Consider the following 21,542-nt stretch of genomic DNA (forward strand, 5'->3'; position numbering starts at 1 on the left):
ACACGGACACGACGCCGTTGAGCTTCTGCGCCTGCTCTTCCAGCGCGCCAGCCGCGGCCGCGGCTTCCTCCACCAGTGCGGCATTCTGCTGCGTGACCTGGTCCATCTGCGCCACCGCCTGGTTGACCTGCTCGATGCCGCTGGTCTGCTCCTGCGTGGCCGCGCTGATTTCATTCATGATATCGGTGACACGCTTGACCGCGCCGACAATCTCGCCCATGGTCTGGCCGGCTTCGGCCACCAGCCTGGTACCGCTTTCGACACGCTGGCCGGATTCGCTGATCAGCGCCTCGATTTCCTTCGCGGCGGCCGCCGAGCGCTGCGCCAGGGTACGCACCTCGCCGGCCACCACGGCGAAACCGCGGCCCTGTTCGCCTGCCCGGGCGGCCTCTACCGCGGCGTTCAGCGCCAGGATATTGGTCTGGAAGGCAATGCCCTCGATCACGCCGATGATCTCCACCACCTTGCGCGAAGAGCCGTTGATCTCGTTCATGGTGTCGACCACGCGGCCGACCACGTCGCCGCCCTTGAGCGCGATCTGCGAGGCATCGGTCGCCAGCACGCCGGCCTGGCGGGCGTTGTCGGCGTTCTGCCGCACCGCCGACGTCAGCTCTTCCATGCTGGCCGCCGTCTGTTCCAGCGATGAGGCCTGCTCTTCGGTGCGCTGGGAGAGGTCAAGGTTGCCGGTGGCAATCTGCTGCGTGGCCGAGGCGATCGAATCGGTGCCGCCGCGCACCTGGGCGACGATATTCGACAGGCTGTCCTGCATCGCAACCAGCGCCTGCATCATGCGGCCGATCTCGTTGCGGGAAACATTGGTAATGCGCGAGGTCAGGTCCCCCGCGGCGATGCGTTCGAACACCTTCAGCGCCTCTTCCACCGGCCGCACAATGGCGCGATGCAGCGTGACGGTGCACAGCACGGCCACCAGCATCCCGACCCCGATCAGCGCGAAGGAGAGCACGCGCACCAGTTGAAAGTGGCTCTGCGCGTCATTGAAGTTGGCCTCGCCGGTACGGAACTGGAACTTCTGCAGGTTATCGTACGCAGAAGTCATGTTGACCTGCAGTTCCGGCATCTTTGTCTTGGCGATCGCCAGTGCTTGTTCCGCATTCCCCTCCAGCAGCGCCTTCTGCAACGGCTGGACGCCCTGCTCCATGAAATCCTTGCGCCGGCGGTCGAGTTCGGTGGCGAGCGCCTTCTCTTCGTCGTCCTGCGGCAGCGCCATATAACGCTTCCAGGCCGCCTCGGCGCTGTCGACGAAGACCATCGAACGGTCCACGATCGCCTTGGCGCCGGCGCTGTCGCCCGGCATCACGCCCCGGTCCAGCGCCAGGCGCATGCGGGTCGTGCCAAGCATGGATTCGCTGAGCGCCTGCGCCGAGGCAAGCTGGTTGCCATAGGTTTCCCGGAGCGCATCGTTGCTGCGCGAGATACCGAGCAGGCCGGCGGCGCCGACCAGTATCAGAAGCAGCGACAACATTGCCATGGCGCCGCGTAACAAGGTTTTGATCTGGATATTGTTATGGAAAGACATGAAGCACCCGATACAGTGAGGAACGCGCGGAGCCATTGCCAGCCCCGGCCCGGCGGATCGACACCCCCAGCGACCCGCTCAGGGCAGATAACGGCGGGGCTTCGCGATTCCTTGAGCGGCGTACCGTACCCTGCACGCCGCGTGTCCGGGGACTCCACCCGGGCATCCCCCGGCGCCGCCGGGGTGCCCCTCTGCCCTGCTCACTCGCCGCCCCCAGGCGGCACCTGGAAACCCTCGCCGGTCGCAAAAAATGCGCCGCCGGAGAGATAGTGTATCGAACGGCACTCCGTATCGGGAAAATGCCACCGCCCTTCGGAAAAGACAGCCGGATCGGCCCATGCAGCGACCACTTCGGCAATAAACAGATCGTAACGCCGGGCATTGCCCGGCTCGGGGATGACGCGGCACTCCAGCCACCCCAGGCAGCCGGACAGCAGCGGCGCGCCGACTTCCCGCGCCGGGAAGGTAGCCAGCCCGGCAGCGGCAAACTTGTCTTTCGCGCGGCCGGAGTGCGAGCCGACATCCAGCGTGGCGGCCGCCTGCGCGCGAGCGGGAATGTTCAGGACAAACTCCCCCGAGGCCTCGACCAGTTCGCGCGTCAGCGTGCGCGCATCGATGACCACCGCCACCTTGGGCGGCTGGAAGTCCAGCGGCATGGCCCATGACGCGGCCATCACATTGCGCCGGCCAGCGTGAGCGCTGGTGACTAGCGTGACCGGGCCGTGGTTCAACAGGCGGTAGGCTTTCGCCAGTTCTACGGGAACAACCTGGGACGAGGGCTCGGCGCCGGACTGGGTCGGATCGGGAAACATGGCAGGGTTGGCAGCGTGTTCGGTCGGGGGCGGACAGACCGGCATTGTTGCAGCAAACGCACTCCTGGAGTCCGCCAATACGCGGGGAAAGGTTATTCCGTTGCGTCATTGCAAAACCGGCGGAATGCGAAAACCGCACTATCGTGGTGATTTTACCGCCTTGGCCAAGCGCTTGCCGCGCCAAAATCGATTCGCGCCGATGACCGGCCGCGCGCACAGAAGTTCATTAATTAGGTGCTACCTGCGATTTATCAGAATTCATCCCACCAGGGTTAAAATCGTTTGCAGGATTCCTTCATGACGTTATAATTCATCGGACTCATCACGCCCACCCAGTAAATCGAGGCCCCTAATGGCGACTTATCAGGAAATTGTTCAGAAAATCAGCGAACTGCAGAAGCAAGCCGAGGAAATCAAGGCACGTGAGCAGGCTTCCGTCATCGCCGATATTCGCCAGAAAATCGAGCAATATGGACTGACCGCGGACGACCTCGGTTTCGGCAGCAAGCCTGCTCCCGGCAAGAAGGCAACCCGCAAGGTGCCGGTCCGCTACCGTGACGGCGCAGGCAATACCTGGACCGGCCGTGGCAAGCGCCCGGGCTGGCTGACCCAGGCCCTGGCTTCCGGCAAGAATATCGAAGACTTCCTGATTGGTTGAACCGGGACCACAGCCGGCGCGGTGGCCAAACCCAACCCGCCACCTGCCGGCTGCAATCCCGAAAACGGCTGGGCTTTTGCCCGGCCGTTCTTGTTTGCACCACCCCGATCAGCGCCATCCCGGGATGCGCGGAAACGGAAGTGGCCCGGCGCTGCGGGTCACGCAGCGAATCCAAGCGGATTCATCGATTGCCAGCGCCACGAATCCACGCACATGCGCTCGATGTCGTGTTGCGCGCGCCAGCCGATCATCGATTGCGCCAACGCCGGATCGGCATAGCACGAGGCAATATCGCCGGGGCGCCGCCCCACGATTTCATAAGGCACGGGCCGGCCGCTGGCACGCTGGTAGGCTGCCACCACCTCCAGCACGCTGTAGCCGCGGCCGGTGCCGAGATTCACCGTCAGGCACTGCTGCTTGTCCCGCAGGTAGACCAGGGCAGCCAGGTGGCCGTCGGCCAGGTCGCAGACATGGATGTAGTCACGCACACCCGTGCCATCGACAGTGGGATAGTCGCCGCCGTACACCATCAGCTTCTCGCGGCGGCCGCCGGCCACCTGCGCCACATAAGGCATCAGATTATTCGGGATGCCGCCCGGGTCTTCGCCGATCAGGCCGCTTTCATGCGCGCCCACCGGATTGAAATACCGCAGGTAGGCAATGCGCCAGGACGGATCGGAGCGTTCCAGGTCGCGCAGGATCTGCTCACCCATCAGTTTGGTCTGGCCGTAGGGATTGGTGGCCGACAGGGGAAAATCCTCAAGGATCGGTACCGCATGCGGATTGCCGTACACCGTGGCGGACGAACTGAACACCAGTTGCTTGACGCCGGCCGCGTTCATGGCGGAGCACAGCGTCAGCAGGCCATTCAGATTATTGTCGTAATAATCCAGCGGCTTGCTGACGGATTCGCCCACCGCCTTGAGCGCGGCGAAATGAATCGCCCCCGTGATGCGGTGTTCCGCGAACAAGCGGTCCAGCAAAGCCCGGTCCCTGACATCGCCCTCGACAAAATGGGGGTGCTGGCCGGTAATCCGCGCAATGCGCTCCACCACGATGCGATTGCTGTTGCAGAGATTATCCAGGCCGATCACGTGATAGCCGGCCTCGAGCAAGGCGACCCAGGTGTGCGACGCGATATAACCGGTGGCTCCCGTGAGCAGCAGAGTTTCAGACATAGCGATTCATCAATAAGTTGAGAAAAGAGACGGAACGGGCGCCTGAAGAGCGCGCACGATATGGCGCAAGGGGTGAAAACGTGGCTTCCGGCCACCGGCATGCGAGCCGGCCCTGCCCGGCAGGATCTCCGGCGTCAGGTTGAAATGCCGGCTAAGCATAACAGTTGGCATCATCCATTCCCGTGTCAGGCGCGCCCGCCGGTACCGGGCGGCGCCGTGAGTCCCGTGCGCGCCTGCCAGGCTTCGAAGGCCGCCCACAGGCGCCAGCCGGACTCCAGGTCGCGCATGCCCAGGCGCTGGGCAACCTCGGCCGGGGCCGCGCCCGCCTCGAAGTGCAGTGCACCGCAGGTATTGCGCAGCGTCTGCGGGGAGGCCCGCTCGCGGCGCCCGGCCAGCACGCCGGCCTCGTCGAGCAGGATTTCCACCCGGCGATAGAGCGAGGCGGCGTGCAGCGCCCGCCCGTTCGGCATCGCCGGGAACACCAGGCTGCCAAGCGTGCCCGCGGCCACGCGGATATCCAGCCACGCCAGCAGGGCTGCCCGCGCGAACGCAAACACCGGTGCATCGTAGGCGCGGCCATTGTCGGCCCGCACCAGGTGCAGCGCACCGGCATCGGCCGCGATGCTGTCGGTGCGTAGTTCACGGGCCTCTCCCACCTTGAGGCCCGCGCCGAGCATAACCGCCACCAGCGCGATATCGCGCGCGCGCTTCCATTGCGTGGGCGACGGCGCGCCCCCGTCCGGACCGGGCGGCACCAGCGCCGGCGCCAGCACCCGTGCAATCAGCGCCTCGCGCTCGGCGGGCAGCAGGAAGGCGGTCGGATCGTTCTCGCCTTCGGCGAGGTGAGCGCGCACTGCCTGGCTGGCCGGGTTGTGCAGTCCGTCCTGCAGTTGGGAGAGATGATGGAAAACCCGCTCGATCAGCCGTGCATAGCGGTATCGGTGGTGCTTGTGCAATTCCTGCTCGTCGAGGAAAGCACCGATCTGCTCGGCCGACCAGGCCAGCGGTGCCACGCCACGCTCGCCCGACCACCGCAATAGCTTGCCCCACATCGCGCGATAGACCACGGCTGTACCCTGGCGAAAGCCATGCCGGGCCAGCCAGCCGTCGAAAGCGCGTTCCGGTTGCGTGCGCCAGGCCTCCAGGTCCGCATCGAACAGGGCCGAGGGTGGCTTGGCAGGCCCGTTGGCGCTAATGTCAGTCCTCACTCGCGCTCCTGCATGGTTTAGGGCAATGCCGGTATTGTAGACAACTCGCCACAAAAGACCGAGCCCATGAGCGAGCCGATAGACAAGTCTTCTGTACGCATCGCGCACAGGGCCATTGCAATCGGCGTCGGCTGCTGCTACCTTCTATCCATCGCTATGCAACTGGTTGCATAGCGATGGATAAGCCGCCATGCCGTGGCCTTGGTGCCCTGAGTCTGAACCTCGTTGTGATTCGGGACACCAGCGGCCGGAGCGCAATGGCGTACCGCAGCTTGCCGGAACAGGCGATTCCTACGCCCCCGGCCCTTCCCGGAGGAGAGACACTGTGACCCAAGCAACCCTGTCAGCGGCAGCCCAGGCCTCGCTGGCAACCTGGCACCGCATGATCGCCACCCATTCCATGTCCGACCTGGACAGCATCGTGGCCGACGAAGTGGTTTTCCATTCACCCGTGGCCCACACGCCCTATCCCGGCCGCGTCGCCCTGCGGCTGGTGCTGGAATCCGTCAACCAGGTTTTCCAGGACTTCACCTATCACCGCTCCTTCGTCAGCGACGATGGCCGCAGCGTGGTGCTGGAGTTCAGCGCGACCGTCGACGGCAAGTCCGTCAAGGCCATCGACATGATCCGCTTCAATGAAGCCGGCAAGATCGACGACTTCGAGGTCATGGTCCGTCCCAAGAGCGGCCTCGATGCGCTCGCTGCCGCGATGGCCGCCCGGCTCGCCAGCCAGAAATCCGTGCTGCAAGGCGCCACCGCCTGATCGCGCCAAATCCGTTCTACCGTTTCCACTTTCGCAAAAACGCCATGTCGCTTCCCGCCATTCTCCAGAACCGCCTTTCGCTGCCGGTGGTCTGCTCGCCGCTGTTCATCATCTCCAACCCCGACCTGGTGATCGCCCAGTGCAAGGCCGGCGTGGTCGGCTCCTTCCCCGCGCTCAATGCCCGCCCAGGCCCGGTACTGAACGACTGGCTGGACCGCATCACCACCGAACTGGCCGAGCACGACGCCAGGCATCCGGATCGTCCGGCGGCGCCGTTCGCGGTCAACCAGATCGTGCACAAGTCGAACGACCGGCTCGACCACGACCTGGAACTGTGCGTGCGCTACAAGGTGCCCATCGTCATCACCTCGCTGGGCGCGCGCACCGAGGTCAACGACGCGGTCCACTCCTATGGCGGCATCGTGCTCCACGACATCATCAACAACACCTTTGCACGCAAGGCCATCGAGAAGGGCGCCGACGGCCTGATCGCGGTCGCCACGGGTGCGGGCGGCCATGCCGGCGTAATGTCGCCGTTCGCGCTGCTGCATGAAATCCGGGAATGGTTCGACGGTCCGCTGCTGCTGTCGGGCGCCATTGCCAGCGGCGACGGCATCCTCGCCGCGCTGGCCGCGGGCGCCGACCTGGCCTATGTGGGCTCGGCCTTTATCGCCACCGAGGAGGCCAACGCACAGGCCGGCTACAAGCAGATGATCGTCGACAGCAACGCCGCCGACATCGTCTACTCGAACCTGTTCACTGGCGTGCACGGCAATTACCTGCGCCAAAGTATCGTCAATGCCGGACTCGATCCGGAGGCATTGCCGCAATCGGATCCGTCCAAGATGAATTTCGGCTCGGGCAGCGCCAAGGCGTGGAAGGACATCTGGGGCGCAGGCCAGGGCGTGGGCGCGATCAAGCGCGTAGTGCCGGCGGCCGACCTGGTGCGCCGCTTCGCCGAGGAATACGCGCTGGCACGCCGCCGGCTCGGCCTCGCTCCGCAGACGGCGCACGCCGGCGGCGCGGTCTCCGCCGACCTGGCCTGAGCACGCCATCAGGTCATCATTGGCAATCCGGCGCTTGGCCGCGCCGGATTGCCCTTGCCCCCGCGCGGCTGGCGGGGGTGTTTGTCGCAGTATGCGGGCGCCGGCAACACGCGGCGCCTCAGGCCGGGTCCTCCTGCCTGGCCAGGGCCAGCAGCGGCAGCAGATCCTCCGCCCACGACACCCAATCCTCTTCATACCGGATGCCACGCTTCAGCAAGGCATGCTGCAGCTGTTGGCCGCGCGTCGGCTGTGCGGCGGAGAAATCGCGCAGCTCGATCTCCCGATAGGTATCGAGACGCTCCCGGTGGAGTCCGATCAGCCGTTCCATCTCCGGGCCCAGCCCTAGCGGGCCCACGACGGCATCGGCGCGGAGCTTGACCAGGATTTCATCGCGCAGGTCCAGTCCGGCGGTGGGCGCCAGCACCCAGCGCGCCAGCTCTTCGCGCCCCGGCGGCAGCACGAAATAAACCTTCTTGCGGTTTCTCGCATCGCCCTCGCCTTCCTCCGCGGCAATCCAGCCATGCTCGGCCATGCGGCCCAGCTCCCGATAGATCTGCTGGTGCGTGGCATGCCAGAAATAGCCGATCGAACGATCGAAACGGCGCGCCAGCTCATAGCCGGAGGATGGTTTTTCCAGTAGGGAAGTCAGGAGTGCGTGCTGAACGGACATGCAAGAGGAAAGCGTGACGTGGAAGCCGGCCGCCGGGCGGGAAAACGCCACGCCGGCCTGGCTTTGAGGGCGAACGCCTATGGTAGCGCAAAGCCCTGCCCGGGCAGGACCCATCGAAGCACATGCCGCCGGATACCTCCTGCCTCGCACCCGGCGATGGATCCGCGCCCGCACAGGCGGCCCGATATAGCGCGGTTAATTACAGCAAATATTACAAATCAATGTCAAAGCGGACCCAGATTTAAAAAATACGAAATGGCATTTTCCAACGAGGTGCAATACATTTGCAGACATAGTCATTCTGCATGCCTGTCGCCAGTTCTCGGCCCCCGCGCAGCGCATGCCGTCATCCACCAGGAGTGGTCCATGCAAGGACAAGCAGAGTTCGCCGAAGACAGAGATGTTCCGTGGGAAGCCGATGGCACGCGAGTAGCGTGGCAACCGGTGCCGGCAGCGGCAATGCCGGTGTATTACCGCCTGCCGGATACGCCGGAAGGCCACCATATCAAGGAGTACGCCAGCGGCTTGCGCCAGCTGGTGCGTTTCGTCGGTGTGGAAGAGCAGGTCGTCAAGTACAACCTGGCCTGAACGGCCGGGTGCGCCGTCTCCCTCGCTGCCGCTTCGCCTTATTGTTTTTCCCCGTCTCCTCCTGCCCGGTGTGCGCGGGCCAGGATTAAGCCCGCGAGAAATCGCGGGCTTTTTTCTTTGACAACAACAACCGGCCGACGCAAAAAAAAACGGCCCCGAAGGGCCGGTTCATTGGCGCTCGCCAGCCCGGGCATTGCATCCGGGCCGGGGCTTGCCATCAGTCCACGGTGGCGCCTGAAGCCTTCACCACCTTGGCCCACTTGGCGGCTTCCAGCTTCATGAACGCGGCCAGCTGGGCCGGCTTTTCCGGATGCGGTTCCGCGCCCTGGTCGGCCATCTGCTTCTGCACTTCCGGCATGGCCAGGATCTTCACCACTTCGGCGTTCAGGCGATCGACGATCGGCTGCGGCGTGCCGCCGGTGGCGTACAGCGCGAACCAGGAAGTGGCTTCATAGCCTGGCACGCCGGATTCGGCCACGGTCGGCACGTTCGGCAGCGCGGGCGAGCGCTTGGCCGAGGTCACGGCGATGGCGCGCAGCTTGCCTGCCTTCACATGCGGGTACGACGACGGCATATTGTCGAACATCAGGCCGATCTGGTTACCCAGCAGGTCGTTCACCGCAGGGGCGCTGCCCTTGTACGGGATATGCTGGATATGCAGGCCGGTCATCGAGTTGAACAGCTCGCCCGACAGGTGCATCGACGAACCGCTGCCCGACGAACCGTAGGACAGCTTGTCCGGGTTGGCCTTGACGTAGGCGATCAGTTCCTTGACGTTATTGACCGGTACCTTGGGGTTCACCACCACGATGTTCGGCACCATGGCGACGCGCGTGATCGGCGCGAAGTCCTTGACCGGATCGAACGGCAGCTTCGAGTACAGCGACTGGTTGATGGCATGGGTGCCGATGGTGCCCATGAACAGCGTATAGCCATCGCCCGGGGCCTTGGCCGCCAGCGACGCGCCGATATTGCCGCCCGCGCCCGGACGGTTATCGATCACGACCGGCTGGCCCAGCGCCTTGCCCAGTTGCAGGCCAACGATGCGCGCCAGGATGTCGGTGGTGCCACCGGCCGAGAATGGCACGATCAGGGTGATCGGCTTGGTCGGGTAGTTGCCTTGGGCATAGGCAGCACCGGTCATGCCGCCAAAGGTGGCAGCCAGTGCCACGCCGGCAGCCAGCAGGCGGCGGCGCGCGCCGTTGTGCAGGGTACGGCCTCGGGAATCGGATTTCATGTTTGCTCCAGGAAAGTTCGCTGTGAGCCCGCGCTTGTGGCGCGGGCCTTCTTTTTAGTTTGTACTGACTAAGTGCGGCGCCATGATTACGCTGGCGCGACAGGCCCCACCCACGCCGCGGGACTTACACGGGCGCCACGCCGAGCGTGGTGCCACCGCACACATAGAGCACCTGCCCGGTGACGAAGCCGTTCTCCGGCGACAGGAAGAACATCGAGGCGCGCGCCACGTCTTCCGGCGTGCCCATGCGCTTGACCGCGATGCTGGCGAGGATGCGCCTGGTCTGCTCACTGCCTTCGGGGTTGCTCTTGCGGAACAGTTCAGTGGCAATCGGGCCCGGCGCCACGGCATTGACCGTGATGCCGTCGCCGCCCAGTTCCATTGCCAGCGTGCGGGTCATGCCGATCAGGCCGGCCTTGGTGGCGGAATACACCACGCGTTCCGGCTTGCCCAGCGCCGCGCGCGAGGCCATGTTCACGATGCGGCCGAAGCCTGCCGCGCGCATCGCGGGCAGGCAGGCCTGCGTCAGCAGCAGGGTGGCTTGCAGGTGCAGGCCGACCACATAATCGAGGTCCTCGACGCGCGCGGTATCCGCCGTGCCGGGACGGGTGGCGCCGGCATTGTTGACCAGCCGGGTCACGGCGAAGCGCGAGGTCACCTGTTCGGCCACCGCGCGGGTCGCGGCGGCATCGGTCAGGTCAGCCTGGAAAAACGTCATATTGGGATGCGACCAGGCGGGGGCGACATAGTCGACATTGACCACCTGGGTCACGCCATCGGCCAGCAGCATTTCGCTGATGGCGCGGCCGATACCGGAACTGGCACCGGTAACGAGCGTGGCAACGGGAAGGGACATCACTTACTCCGACCGGCGACAACCGCGCCGGGTCATGCTGAAGAGGATGCGACAGGAGCCGGCGAGCCGGTCGGCCCTGTCGCGCTGCTTCTTTGCGTTGGGAAACTGTCTCAGCCTGCACTTCCGCCAGGTACTAACGGCAGGGGCGCAGAGATCTTGAGCGGTCGGCGTCCGCGGGCCGGAGCCCACGGCGCGGATGACGTCGGACGCGGCTGGTCAGACGCGTTCGATCACCATGGCGATGCCCTGGCCCACGCCGATGCACATGGTGCACAGCGCGTAGCGGCCGCCGGTGCGGTGCAACTGGTACATGGCGGTGGTCACCAGGCGGGCGCCGCTCATGCCAAGCGGGTGACCCAGTGCGATGGCGCCGCCGTTCGGGTTGACGCGCGCATCGTCGTCGGCCACGCCGAGTTCGCGCAGTACGGCCAGGCCTTGCGCGGCGAAGGCTTCGTTCAACTCGATCACATCCATCTGGTCGATGGTCATGCCCAGTTGCTTGAGCAGCTTCTGCGAGGCCGGCGCCGGGCCAATGCCCATCACGCGCGGTGCCACGCCGGCGGTTGCCATGCCGACGATGCGGGCCTTGGGCGTCAGGCCGTGCTGGCGGGCCGCGGCTTCGCTGGCGAGCAGGATGGCGCAGGCGCCGTCATTGACGCCCGAGGCATTGCCCGCGGTCACGGTGCCGTCCGGGCGCACCACGCCGCGCAATTTGCCCAGCGCTTCCATGCTGGTGGCGCGCGGGTGTTCGTCGCGCTCCACCACCAGCGGATCGCCCTTCTTCTGGGCGATCGTCACGGCCGTGATTTCCTGTGCCAGCGTGCCGTCGGCCTGCGCCCGCGAAGCCTTCTCCTGGCTGCGCAGCGCCATCAGGTCCTGGTCTTCACGGCTGATCTTGTAGTCGGTGGCGACGTTCTCGGCGGTCTCGGGCATCGAGTCCACGCCATAGGCCGCACGCATGGCGGGGTTGATGAAACGCCAGCCGATGGTGGTATCGAAAATCTGCGCGTCGCGCGAGAAGGCGCTGGTAGCCTTGCCCATGACGAACGGGGCGCGGCTCATGCTTTCCACGCCGCCGGCAATCATCAGGCCGGCTTCGCCGGCCTTGATCGCGCGCGCCGCGGTACCGGTGGCGTCCATGCCCGAACCGCACAGGCGGTTGATGGTGGCGCCCGGCACGCTCTGCGGCAGGCCTGCCAGCAGCAGCGACATGCGCGCCACGTTGCGGTTGTCTTCGCCCGCCTGGTTGGCGTTGCCATAGATGACGTCGTCGATGGCCGACCAGTCGAGGTTCGGGTTGCGCGCCATCAGCGCCTTGAGCGGCACCGCGCCCAGGTCGTCAGGGCGTACCGCGGACAGGCTGCCGGCGTAGCGGCCGATGGGGGTGCGGATGGCGTCGCAGATGAAGGCTTCGGTCATGGTTGTCTCTCAGGTTTCTCTATTGCTTGTGCGTGAAAGGCTTGTGCGTGAAAGCGTGCAGCCTGGAAGCGTACGCGCCGGGATGCGTGCGCGGGACGGCGGCGCGCCGCCGGCGCCCAAGGCACCCGGCACGCGCCGCGCCTGCCAGGCCGTCAGGCCGTGGCGCCTTGCTTGAGCGGCACGCCGGACAGGCGCTGCAGCTCTTCGAAGGACAAGCCCTCGACCAGGTCGCGCGCCACCAGCCCGTCGGGCGTGACATCGATGGTCGCGAGATCGGTATAGATGCGCGTGACGCAGGCCATGCCGGTGAGGGGATAGGTGCATTGCGGCACGATCTTGCTTTCGCCCTGCTTGGTCTGGTGTTCCATCATCACGAACACTTCCTTGGCGCCGATGGCCAGGTCCATCGCCCCACCCACGGCAGGGATCGCGCCCGGTGCGCCGGTATGCCAGTTGGCCAGATCGCCCTTCTCCGAGACCTGGAACGCGCCGAGCACGCAGAAGTCGAGGTGGCCGCCACGCATCATGGCGAAGGAATCGGCATGGTGGAAATACGAGCCGCCCGGCTTGATCGTGACCGGCTGCTTGCCGGCGTTGATCAGGTCGCCGTCTTCCTCGCCCGGGGGCGGCGCCTTGCCCATGCCGAGCAGGCCGTTCTCGCTGTGCAGCAGGATTTCACGGTCGGGCGGCAGGTGATTGCCGACCAGGGTGGGCAGGCCGATGCCGAGATTGACCACGGCACCGTCGGGAATGTCTTTGGCCACGCGGGCGGCCATCTGATCGCGGGTCAGGCGTTGCATATTGGGGATCTCCTTGGCGCTCAGGCGGCAGCTTGGCTGGCGCCGTCGATCTTGACGACGCGCTTGACGAACAACCCCGGGGTCACGATGTGTTCCGGGTCCAGCTCGCCGAGCTCGACGATCTCGCTGACCTGCACGATGGGGCATTTGGCCGCCATGGCCATGATCGGGCCGAAGTTGCGCGCGGTCTTGCGGTAGGTCAGGTTGCCCCAGCGGTCGGCGCGCAGCGCCTTGATCAGCGCGAAGTCGGCATGGATCGGCGTCTCGTAGACATAACCCTGGCCGTCGATGATGCGGGTTTCCTTGCCTTCGGCCAGCGGCGTGCCGTACGCGGTGCGGGTGAAGAAACCGCCGATGCCGGCGCCGGCGGCGCGGATGCGCTCGGCCAGGTTGCCCTGCGGCACCAGTTCCAGCTCGATCTCGCCGGCGTGGTAGAGCGAGTCGAAGACGTAGGAATCGGCCTGGCGCGGGAAGGAGCAGATGATCTTGCGCACACGCTTGGTCTTGAGCAGCGCGGCCAGGCCCGTGTCGCCATTGCCCGCGTTGTTGTTGACGATGGTGAGGTCGCGGGCACCCTGGGCGATGAGCGCGTCGATGAGCTCCGCCGGCATGCCGGCCATGCCAAAACCGCCAATCAGGATGGTGGCGCCGTCGTGGATGTCGGCCATGGCCGATTCCACCGAGTCGAATAGCTTGTTGATCACTTGCGTTCCAGTTCCGAGAGTCCGGACGAACTATCCGGGAACCGGCCGCCAAGCAGGGAAATCAGGCGGCGCGCAAACGCTGTCTCCGGACAGTCCTGCCGGAAGGTCCATCCGGCTTGCACGCCATGCATTGACTGCGCAAGGTGCTTCGCCAGACACGAATCCAACAGACTTTGATTTTTCTGGTTGTTCTGATTATTCTGATTTGTTCTAATTGCGAACTTCAATTCGCAGAATGAACAGATTACACCCCCTATCCGGAGGTGGTCAAGGCAACGGAAAATCGCTTGTGCGGTTGCCGGACACGATCGTAGGCCAGTTGTAAGCCAGCTTGCGGGCAGGCCTTCCGCGTGGTGCCGGCCGGGGCGGAAACAAGGCAGAGCTTACGCCCTTCACGCCTCGGCGGGGCACGCGTTCCCGGCCTTCTATGGCAATTGCAGCGCCGCCCGGCTGCCGCCCACCCCGGGCCGGATCTCCAGCCGCACGTCGATGCGCTCGCGCAATTCGGCCACATGGGAAATGATGCCCACCAGCCGGCCGGCCTGCTGCAGGTCGATCAGGGTCCGGATGGCGAAATCCAGGCTTTCGGGGTCGAGCGTGCCAAACCCCTCGTCGACAAACAGCGTATCCAGCTGGATGCCGCCCGCGCGTGACTGCACCACGTCGGCCAGCCCCAGCGCCAGCGACAGCGAGGCCAGGAAGCCCTCGCCGCCGGACAGCGTATTGGCCGGGCGCGCCATGCCGGTATCGTGGTCGAACACCTCCAGGTCCAGCCCGCCGGCGCTGCGCAGGTCGCCCTGCTGGCGCACGCGCTGCAGTTCGTAGCGGCTGCGGCTCATGCGCATCAGCCGCAGCGAAGCCGCCTCCAGCACCTCGTCGAGCAAGGTCGCCAGCACGAACCGCTGGAAAGTGATGCGGCGCGGATTGTTGCCGTTGGCCACTTCCGCCAGGCGCCCGAGCACCGCATAGCTGCGCTCGATATCCGCGCCCTCGGCGGCCAGGGCATCCAGCCGTTGCTGGCACTGCAGCAGGTTCTCGCGGCTGCGATGCAGGTCGGCCTGCTGCGCGACCAACGCTTCCAGCGCGGCGGCGGCGTCGGCCTGCGCCTGCCTCAGGGCCGGCAGGTCTGGCGCCGCCAGGTCCCGCGCGGCCAGGGCGGCGCGCTCGCGGCGATCGGTGGCGGCGGCAAGATCCAGGTCGAAGCGATTGACCAGGGCTTCGAGCTGCCCCGCCTGCGCGCCCGGCAGGCGCGCCTCGGCATAAGACTCGCGCGTGGCAAAGCCAGCCTGTTCCAGTGCGCTGGCGAACACGGCGCCCGCCTGCTGCTCGCGCTGGGCATGGCCGGCAAGGCTGGCCTGCGCGGCGGCTTGCGCGGCCTGCGCCGCGGCGAGGTCCGCGCCGGCACGCTTGTCGGCGCCCTGCGCCGCGGCCAATGCAGCTTCGCGCGCGGCAAGATCCTGCCGCGCCTGCGCCAGGGCGCGTGCCAGCCGCTCGGGCTCGCGCCGGTCCGGCGGCACCTGCGCGCAAGCCGCTTGCCACTCGCCCTGCAGCCTGGCGTGGCGCTGGCCGGCGTCCTGCGCGGCGGCATCGGCCGCGCGGATGGCGGTTTCCGCAGTCGCGAGTGCGCCGCGCTGCCGCTCCAGTTCGGCGGCCAGCGGCTGGCACTGGCTGGCCGCCAGCCCGGCTGCCTGCTGCTGCGTGCGCAGCGCCTGGATAGCCTCGGCCAGTCGCAGCTTGGCGGCGGCCGGATCCTGCGCCGCGCCGGGCGGCATTTCCGCGGCGCCCACGGCTGCGCGCAGTTCGTCCAATTGTTCCTGGCGATGCACCACCGCCAGCAGCGCGGCCTGTGCCCGGCTGGCCGCGCCCTGGGCGGCCTGGTCGGCGAGCCGGGCCGCCTCGCGGGCGTGCTCGAGCGCCTCGTCGGAAACCGGCGCTTCGACATGCAAGGCCAGATGAGGATGGGCAACGCTCCCGCAGACCGGGCAGGCATCGCCGTCGCGCAGGCCCTCGGCAAGCCGCGCGGCCTGGCCCGCCCGCCAGGCCAGTTCGGTCTCGCGCAGTTGCAAGGCGCCCTGCGCCTGCCGCGTGGCGGTTTGTTGCGCGGCGCGCTGGTCGGCCTGCGCCTGATGCCGCGCCTGTTCCCATTGCGCCAGCGTGGCTGCGTACTTGTCGAGCGTGGCCGCCTGCTGGGCGAGCCCGGCCTGCTGGAGCTGGAACATCTCCAGCCCGCGCGCGCCTTCCTGCGCCTGGGCCAGGCTGGCCTCGGCCTGCCGCAGCGCCACGCTTGCCTGCTGCTGCGCCTGCACGGCGCCGGCATGGGCTGCGGCCTTCTGCGCCTGCTGGCTGGCCGCGTGCTGCAAATCCTGCTGCAGGGCGCCAAGCCGTTGCGCCTGCGGCAGCATGGCCTCCAGTTCGGCTACATGCTTTTGCGCCAGCTGGCGCTCGCCGGCACGGGCCACTTCGGTCTCCAGCGCCGTTGCCGCCGCTGCGGAGGCCATCGCGCAGGCGTTGGCCCGCGCGCTTGCCGTGGCCAGCGCCTGCTGTGCCTGCTGATGTTCCTGCCTGGCCTGCCCCAGGTGTTGCTCGAAGGGCTCGACCTGCGCGGCCCTGCGCGCCGCCTGCAGGCGAAGCCGCTGCGCCTCCACCTCGTGCCGTTGCGCCAGCAGGGCGGCGTGGGCCGCCTCGGTCTCGCGCTGTTCGCGCAGGCGTGCTTCGGCATGCTCGCCCTGCCGGCTGGCCAGCGCGGCAAGCTCCAGCGCGGTGCGCGCGGCGCCGTCGCGCTGCCTGAGCGCATCGAGCCGGGCCTGCAGCGCCGCCGCCTGCTCCCGCAACGCATCCACCGATTCAAGCTGATACTGCTGCAGCAGCGCCGCTTGCTCGATGTGCAAGCGCTCGGCCTGCTGGCGGATGCCCGCGGCCTGGCCCTTGAGCAAGTCCTCCACGCGCCGGTACAGCTCGGTGCGGAACAAGCGTTCCAGGATGGCCTGGCGGCTCTTGGAGTCGGCCGTCAGCAGTTCGCGAAAGCGCCCCTGCGGCAATACGATCACCTGGCGGAACTGGCTGCTGTCGAAACCCAGCAGGTTGCGCACGTAGTCGTCCACCTTGTTGGGCTGGCTGGCCTTGCTGGTCCAGCCGCCCTCGCCCATCGCGTCGAGCTGGGCCTTGGGTGTTTCCTTGACGGTGCCCTCGCCGCGCAGCTTGGGCCGCTCCTGCGCCGGCGAGCGCGTGGCAAGGTAGCGCTGGCCGGCCAGGCTGAACTCGAACGTGACCTCGGTGCGCAGGCCGGGATCGGCATTGGCGCTGCGCATGTCCTGCGCGCTGCGCTCGCCACCGGAGGTATCGCCGTAAAGCGCGAAGCAGATGGCGTCGAGCAAGGTGGTCTTGCCCGCGCCGGTGGGGCCGTGGATCAGGAAGAAGGCCCGCTCCCCGAGCCGGCTGAAGTCGATCTCCTCGCTGGCGGCAAAGGGGCCGAAGGCTTGCAGTTTCAGGCGCAGCGGTCTCATGCGGACTCCCGGTCGGCGGCAGCAATGCCTTCGAGCAATTGGTTGAGCACGCGGCGCTTGTCCTCGTCCAGCGCCTCGCCCGCGACCTCCTTGAAGAAGTCGGCGAACAGCTCCCCGGTGTCCAGCTGGCGCAGGCGCTGCCCGGCAGCCCCGGCCTCGCCGCTGCGCGTCAGCACGGCCCGCTCGAGCGCGAGTGCGTTGGGGTAGCCCTGGCGCAGGCGGGCCATCGGGTCGAGCAAGGCACCGGCATCGGTGAGCACCGCGTGGATATAGTCGTCGCGGCGCGGATCGGCGGCGGCCTGCGCCAGCAGATCGGCCAGTTGCCCTTCGACGATGCGCAGGTCGCGCCGTGGCGAGAGCGCGATTGGCTCGATGCCGACCGTGCCATCGCCGGCCAGCTCGATCAGCGAGACCGACTTGGCGTGCGTGACCTCGGACAGCGAGTATTTCAGCAGCGAGCCGGCATAGTGAATCCGCTCGTTGAATGTCTGCGGCCGGTGCAGGTGGCCAAGCGCGACCAGGTCGAAGCCGTCGAACACACTCGCGGCAACGGCACCGCTGCCCCCCACCGAAAGCGGGCGCTCGGATTCACTGGCTTCGCCGCCGATCACGAACGCATGCGCCACCACCACCGAGCGCGCATGCGCCGGATGGCTGGCCCGGATCGCGTCCAGGCGGGCGGCAAGCGCCGCCTCGTGGCCAGGGAGTTCCACGCCGAAGGCATCGCGCACGGCCGCGGGCTCGGCATAGGGCAAGGCATAGATCCGCACCTCGCCAGCCGCATCGGACAAGGTCACGCAGGCCGCCTCGCGCCCGGCGAGGCCGGCCACATGCAAACCCCGCGCCGTCAGCAGCCGCGCGCCGAAGCCGAGCCGCTGCGCGCTGTCGTGGTTGCCGGCGATCATCACCACCGGCACGCCCGCGTCCACCACGATGCGCGCCAGCACGTCGTCGAGCAGCGCCACCGCCTCGGGAGGCGGCACCGCGCGGTCATAGACGTCGCCGGCGATCAGCACCGCATCGGGCCGCAGGTCGCGGACCAGAGCAAGCAGTTGGTCAAGCACCCAGGCCTGGTCTTCGAGCAGGCTGCGCGCGTGGAACACGCGTCCGAGATGCCAGTCGGCAGTGTGAAGAAAACGCAATGTGAATCCCTTGTTGGAGCGATGGCCGGCGCAGCGCCGGCGCTGAAGCGGTGTTGGGCGGGTCGCGGACCGGGGCACGGGCGGCGAGCGCAAGCGCCATCATAAACGCCTGCCGCCAGCCGTTCAGTTTCGGTTCAGCCCGCGCTCGCCACAATACGCCGGTGCTGGTGCAAAAGCGCCAGACCCGATCCAGCCAACCCAGGGAGAGCAAAGATGAAACGCATTCTGATCGCAGCAACGCTGGCAGCCACGGCCATGATGGCGCAGGCGCAATACGTCGGGCCGTCGACGGTACCCGTGGCCACGGTCAAGGCCTTGCAGGCGGATGGCAGGGACGACCAGCCGGCGGTGCTGCGCGGCCAGATCGTCAGCAGCGTCGGCCACGAGCTTTACCGGTTCGATGACGGCACCGGGCAGATGCGCGTCAAGATCAAGCAGCGGCTGTGGCCGGCCGGGCAGCCGGTCGGCGCGGCCACCAAGGTGGAACTGATCGGCGAATACGACAAGGAATGGGTCGGCGAGCCGAAGTTCAAGGTCAAGCAGATCCGCCTGCTCTGAGCCGTCGTCGCGCGATTCGCGCGATTCGCGCAAGAGGAGCCAGGAGTGTAAAAAACACCAAGCCCGGGGCTTTCGCACCCGGGCTTTGTGCTGGCAACTGCGCGGCGGCCGGCCCGGGCAGCCTTAATCCTGAACCTTACTCCTGGATATTGGCTTCGCTGACGATCTTGCGGTACGCCTCGGTCTCCCTGGCGATGAAGCCGCGGAAAGCCGCCGCGTCCTTCGCGTCGATATCGACACCGGCCTCGGACAGCTTGCTCTTCACCTCGGGCGCGTTGATGGCGCGAGCGAGTGCCTCCGACAGCTTGTCGGTCACGGCCTTGGGCGTGTTGGCTGGCGCGAACAGCCCGAACCACAGGCGCATGTCGACGCCCGCCAGGGCCTTGCTCTCGGCCAGGGCCGGGATATTGGGGGCCGCGTGCGAGCGCGTGGCCGAAGTCACGCCGATGGCCTGCAGCTTGCCCGACTTGATCTGCGGCAGCGCGGTCGACAGCACCAGCACGCCCAGTTCGATCTGGTTCGCCATCAGGTCGGCGATGGCGGGCGCGCCGCCCTTGTACGGCACATGGGTCATATCGACCTTGCTGGCGCCGCGAATCAGTTCGCCCGACAGGTGCAGCGGCGTGCCGATGCCCGAGGTGCCATAGTTCACCGGCTTCTTGCTCTTGGCCAGCGCCAGGAAGCCGTTCACGCCATGAATGCCCGATTGCGCGCCGGACACCAGCACCATGGGCTGCGACCCCACCATGCGCAGCGGCACCAGGTCGCGCTGCCCGTCGTACCGGATCTTCGGATTGGTCAACCTGGCAATCGAGATTTCGCTGTTGGATCCCAGCAGCAGCGTGTAGCCGTCGGCCGGCGCATTGATGGTCTTGATCGCGCCGATGGTACCGCTTGCGCCCGGCGCGTTGTCCACCACCACCGAGACCCCCAGGTCCTGGCCCAGGCGCTGGCTCAGCACGCGCGCCACCATATCGTTGCTGCCGCCTGCGGCGTAAGGCACGACGATGGTGATGGGCCGTTCCGGATACCCGGCGGCAAGAGCGGGCGGGACAGTGACGGCGAGGGACAACGTGACAGCCGTGACAGTCGTGACGGCGGCGGACAGCGTCTTGGCGAGGGACTTCTTCATCGGATTCCTTTTCTTGCGCCCGAGGCGCGCCTTCAGTGTGAAAAGCGTGATGGGGGTGGCCAGCATCACCGGCCCGGCAGTGCTGGATCGCAATATACATGCCATCCAAAAAACTAGCCAAGTCTCGTTTACGAGACCATGCGAAGCAGAATGAGCGCTTGCCCGCACCAAAAACACGCATGAAATGCAATTTGACGCACAAAACCGGCTTTCGATGCCAGGAGGCCGTCATCGCTTTATCGACGCCAGGCCGATCACGCTTCAGCCGCCGGGTGGGATTGCCGGAGACCGCGGTGATGGCGGGGTGAGGGGGCAATGCACGCCGCCCCCTCGCATCCTCACCTTCTCTCGCCATTCCGCGGCAGCCCATGCTAGGATGAGCCTTGTCTTCTTTTTGAGATTTCCCAGGATGGATGCTCCGCTGGCTGCCGGCATACCCGTCGATTTCATCGAGATCGGCAATCGCCTGCGCGCCTACCGCCTCGGCGCGGGGTTGCGGGCGGAAGCCATCGCCGAGCAGCTGGGCGTTTCGCGCGCGGCGATCTACCGGATGGAAAAGGGCGATATCGTCAAGATCGAGACGCTTGGCCGCCTGGCTCACCTGCTGGGGACCTCGCTGGCCTCGATGCTGGGAGTGGAGTCGGAGTACTACCACTCGGCCGTGGCGTATATCGAGCGCATGCGCCAGCTCGAACATGGGGCCACCCGCATCCTGGCCCATTTCGAGCCGATTTCCTATCTGCTGACCTCGCCCGGCTACGCCGGCCACCTGCGGCAGATGCTGGGCGAAAGCCCGCAGCCGCCGCAAGTGGCGACCATCGACGCGCTGCTGGAACTGCTGGAGGAACGCAAGCAGTCATTCGCCCGCAGCGTGCCGCCCATCACCAGCCTGATCGACCTGCGCTCGCTCGAACGCTTCGTGCATTTCGGGCTGGTGGGGCGGCTGGACCTGCCACCGGCGGTGCGCATGGAGCGCTCGCTGGCGGCCCGGCGCGAAGTCGAGCGCGTGATCGAGCTGCTGGAGGCGCAACCGATCGGCTTGCAGATCGGCATTGTCGACGGCAGCATGCCCAATGCCACCTTCCAGGTATTCGAGCGTCCGGGCAAGGCCTATGTAGCGACCAGCCCGTTCCGTTTCGGGGAGTTCCCCAATGTATCGACCGGCATCGCCACCGTCACCGCCGCGCCCGAGGCGGTGCGGCTTTACACCGCCATGGTCAATGACCTGTGGCAGCGCGCCTATAAGGGCCGCGACGGCGCCGCCCTGCTGCGGCGCATGCTGAACAGCGTATGAGCCAGCCCCGTTCCACGAGGCTTGCAAGTCCGATAGCCTTGCATCGTTTTTTCGCACGACCCATCCGGTCTTCGGTTTTCACCAGTCTTCACCAACAGCCCTCGAACCATTGCGCCATGACGCTTGAAACCACACTCCAGCAATTCCAGGATTCGCTTCCCGGCACCGATGCCTTCGTGGCGGTCAAGAACGCCACCCGCGACCTGATCGACACCGACCCGGCCCACGCCGCGGCCTATTTCCTGCTGTACGGCTTTGCGCGTTCCTATGTGCTGCTGTATGAGGACCAGGCCGTCACCATGGATTTCGCCGAGGCGGCCAGGCAGGAACTGCTTGGCTATATGCAGGGCATTGCACGCGCCCTGCCTGCCGGGCCCGCAGCGCTGGTAGCGGAAATGAACCGCATCGTGAGTGCGTACCAGAGCGGCAGGAAGACC

Annotated in this window: 20 protein-coding genes; 7 read left to right on the forward strand and 13 right to left on the reverse strand. The window is 66.7% G+C overall.

The features are described 5' to 3' along the window. Positions 1 to 1,537, reverse strand: a 1,537-nt coding sequence (locus P3W85_RS01650) for a methyl-accepting chemotaxis protein (protein ID WP_276263490.1), incomplete at its 3' end; no start/stop codon positions are given. Between the two features lie 200 nt (positions 1,538 to 1,737). Further along, positions 1,738 to 2,349, reverse strand: a complete 612-nt coding sequence (locus P3W85_RS01655) for a flavin reductase family protein (protein ID WP_017224197.1) — start codon at positions 2,347 to 2,349, stop codon at positions 1,738 to 1,740. 352 nt (positions 2,350 to 2,701) lie between these two features. Here P3W85_RS01655 and P3W85_RS01660 point away from each other — a divergent pair, with 352 nt between their 5' ends. Then, positions 2,702 to 3,007 (forward strand): H-NS family nucleoid-associated regulatory protein, encoded by a 306-nt coding sequence (locus tag P3W85_RS01660; RefSeq protein ID WP_017224196.1) that lies wholly within the window; start codon positions 2,702 to 2,704, stop codon positions 3,005 to 3,007. A 158-nt stretch (positions 3,008 to 3,165) separates the two neighbouring features. Here P3W85_RS01660 and galE read toward each other — a convergent pair whose 3' ends face one another. After that, positions 3,166 to 4,185 carry a UDP-glucose 4-epimerase GalE gene (gene galE, locus P3W85_RS01665; protein ID WP_276263491.1) on the reverse strand — a complete coding sequence of 340 codons (1,020 nt, stop codon included), beginning with the start codon at positions 4,183 to 4,185 and terminating at the stop codon, positions 3,166 to 3,168. Between the two features lie 185 nt (positions 4,186 to 4,370). Continuing rightward, positions 4,371 to 5,393: a tyrosine-type recombinase/integrase gene (locus P3W85_RS01670; RefSeq protein ID WP_276263492.1), complete on the reverse strand. Its 1,023-nt coding sequence runs from the start codon at positions 5,391 to 5,393 to the stop codon at positions 4,371 to 4,373. Between the two features lie 382 nt (positions 5,394 to 5,775). Between P3W85_RS01670 and P3W85_RS01675 the strand changes: the two genes are divergently transcribed. Further along, positions 5,776 to 6,156: a nuclear transport factor 2 family protein gene (locus P3W85_RS01675; RefSeq protein ID WP_430869471.1), complete on the forward strand. Its 381-nt coding sequence runs from the start codon at positions 5,776 to 5,778 to the stop codon at positions 6,154 to 6,156. A gap of 44 nt (positions 6,157 to 6,200) precedes the next feature. Next, a complete protein-coding gene (locus P3W85_RS01680) occupies positions 6,201 to 7,202 on the forward strand; it encodes an NAD(P)H-dependent flavin oxidoreductase (RefSeq protein ID WP_276263494.1) in 1,002 nt (333 codons plus the stop codon). A gap of 118 nt (positions 7,203 to 7,320) precedes the next feature. On the opposite strand, the gene P3W85_RS01685 is transcribed toward P3W85_RS01680, so the two are convergent. Next, positions 7,321 to 7,872 carry a PadR family transcriptional regulator gene (locus tag P3W85_RS01685; protein ID WP_276263495.1) on the reverse strand — a complete coding sequence of 184 codons (552 nt, stop codon included), beginning with the start codon at positions 7,870 to 7,872 and terminating at the stop codon, positions 7,321 to 7,323. Between the two features lie 366 nt (positions 7,873 to 8,238). On the opposite strand from P3W85_RS01685, the gene P3W85_RS01690 reads away from it, so the two are divergent. Beyond that, on the forward strand, positions 8,239 to 8,460 hold the full coding sequence (locus tag P3W85_RS01690; RefSeq protein ID WP_035805078.1) for a hypothetical protein: 222 nt from the start codon (positions 8,239 to 8,241) through the stop codon (positions 8,458 to 8,460). Between the two features lie 217 nt (positions 8,461 to 8,677). On the opposite strand, the gene P3W85_RS01695 is transcribed toward P3W85_RS01690, so the two are convergent. The 7 genes from P3W85_RS01695 to P3W85_RS01725 form a co-directional block, all read right to left on the reverse strand. Further along, on the reverse strand, positions 8,678 to 9,697 hold the full coding sequence (locus tag P3W85_RS01695; protein ID WP_017223935.1) for a Bug family tripartite tricarboxylate transporter substrate binding protein: 1,020 nt from the start codon (positions 9,695 to 9,697) through the stop codon (positions 8,678 to 8,680). A gap of 124 nt (positions 9,698 to 9,821) precedes the next feature. Continuing rightward, positions 9,822 to 10,553 (reverse strand): SDR family NAD(P)-dependent oxidoreductase, encoded by a 732-nt coding sequence (locus P3W85_RS01700; protein ID WP_017223936.1) that lies wholly within the window; start codon positions 10,551 to 10,553, stop codon positions 9,822 to 9,824. Between the two features lie 216 nt (positions 10,554 to 10,769). Then, complete coding sequence (gene pcaF / locus P3W85_RS01705) at positions 10,770 to 11,972, reverse strand: 3-oxoadipyl-CoA thiolase (RefSeq protein ID WP_017223937.1); 1,203 nt, start codon at positions 11,970 to 11,972, stop codon at positions 10,770 to 10,772. Positions 11,973 to 12,124: 152 nt separating this feature from the next. Next, positions 12,125 to 12,772, reverse strand: a complete 648-nt coding sequence (locus tag P3W85_RS01710; RefSeq protein ID WP_017223938.1) for a 3-oxoacid CoA-transferase subunit B — start codon at positions 12,770 to 12,772, stop codon at positions 12,125 to 12,127. 20 nt (positions 12,773 to 12,792) lie between these two features. Beyond that, a complete protein-coding gene (locus P3W85_RS01715; protein WP_017223939.1) occupies positions 12,793 to 13,476 on the reverse strand; it encodes a 3-oxoacid CoA-transferase subunit A in 684 nt (227 codons plus the stop codon). A 425-nt stretch (positions 13,477 to 13,901) separates the two neighbouring features. Continuing rightward, positions 13,902 to 16,979, reverse strand: coding sequence for an AAA family ATPase (locus P3W85_RS01720; RefSeq protein WP_276263496.1), 3,078 nt, complete (start codon positions 16,977 to 16,979; stop codon positions 13,902 to 13,904). Then, positions 16,976 to 18,121: an exonuclease SbcCD subunit D gene (locus P3W85_RS01725; protein WP_276263497.1), complete on the reverse strand. Its 1,146-nt coding sequence runs from the start codon at positions 18,119 to 18,121 to the stop codon at positions 16,976 to 16,978. The genes P3W85_RS01720 and P3W85_RS01725 overlap by 4 nt, the downstream gene beginning before the upstream one ends. Positions 18,122 to 18,334: 213 nt before the next feature. Between P3W85_RS01725 and P3W85_RS01730 the strand changes: the two genes are divergently transcribed. Continuing rightward, a complete protein-coding gene (locus P3W85_RS01730; protein WP_017224140.1) occupies positions 18,335 to 18,679 on the forward strand; it encodes a YgiW/YdeI family stress tolerance OB fold protein in 345 nt (114 codons plus the stop codon). Between the two features lie 136 nt (positions 18,680 to 18,815). Here P3W85_RS01730 and P3W85_RS01735 read toward each other — a convergent pair whose 3' ends face one another. After that, on the reverse strand, positions 18,816 to 19,811 hold the full coding sequence (locus P3W85_RS01735) for a Bug family tripartite tricarboxylate transporter substrate binding protein (RefSeq protein WP_051078368.1): 996 nt from the start codon (positions 19,809 to 19,811) through the stop codon (positions 18,816 to 18,818). A 409-nt stretch (positions 19,812 to 20,220) separates the two neighbouring features. On the opposite strand from P3W85_RS01735, the gene P3W85_RS01740 reads away from it, so the two are divergent. Then, positions 20,221 to 21,105: a helix-turn-helix domain-containing protein gene (locus P3W85_RS01740; RefSeq protein WP_276263498.1), complete on the forward strand. Its 885-nt coding sequence runs from the start codon at positions 20,221 to 20,223 to the stop codon at positions 21,103 to 21,105. Positions 21,106 to 21,221: 116 nt separating this feature from the next. Further along, positions 21,222 to 21,542, forward strand: a 321-nt coding sequence (locus tag P3W85_RS01745) for a hypothetical protein (protein WP_276263499.1), incomplete at its 3' end; no start/stop codon positions are given.

Origin of the sequence: Cupriavidus basilensis, assembly GCF_029335485.1 — a bacterium.
GTDB lineage: Bacteria > Pseudomonadota > Gammaproteobacteria > Burkholderiales > Burkholderiaceae > Cupriavidus > Cupriavidus basilensis_E.